Genomic DNA, 412 nt, shown 5'->3' on the forward strand with positions numbered 1-412 from the left:
GTTCCGCGTGATGCAGGGCTTCTTTGGCGGCGGGTTGCAGCCCACCCAGCAGTCGGTGCTACTCGACTACTTCAAGCCGGAGGACAGGGGCAAAGCCTTTGGCCTTTCATCCATTGCCATTATCGTTGCGCCGGTACTCGGCCCCACGCTGGGGGGCTGGATCACCGATAACTACTCCTGGCGCTGGGTGTTCTTTATCAATATCCCGGTAGGGATTGTGACGGTGCTGGCTATCTATCAGCTGCTGGAAGATCCGCCGTGGGAGAAAAAGTCGGAAGAGAAGCTCACCGTCGACTGGACGGGGATCGGCCTGATCGCCCTCGGTCTTGGCTGTTTGCAGGTGATGCTCGACCGGGGCGAAGATGATGACTGGTTCTATTCGAACTTTATCCGCACCTTCGCGGTACTGACG

General features: G+C 58.3%; 1 protein-coding gene. It reads left to right on the forward strand.

Annotation, left to right across the window (positions count from 1 at the left end; all coding sequences use genetic code 11):
* On the forward strand, positions 1 to 412 hold a 412-nt coding region (locus ER639_RS12040; protein ID WP_129065980.1), incomplete at both ends, for an MFS transporter.

Source organism: Macrococcus sp. DPC7161 (assembly GCF_004117835.1).
Classification (GTDB): domain Bacteria; phylum Bacillota; class Bacilli; order Staphylococcales; family Staphylococcaceae; genus SDSC01.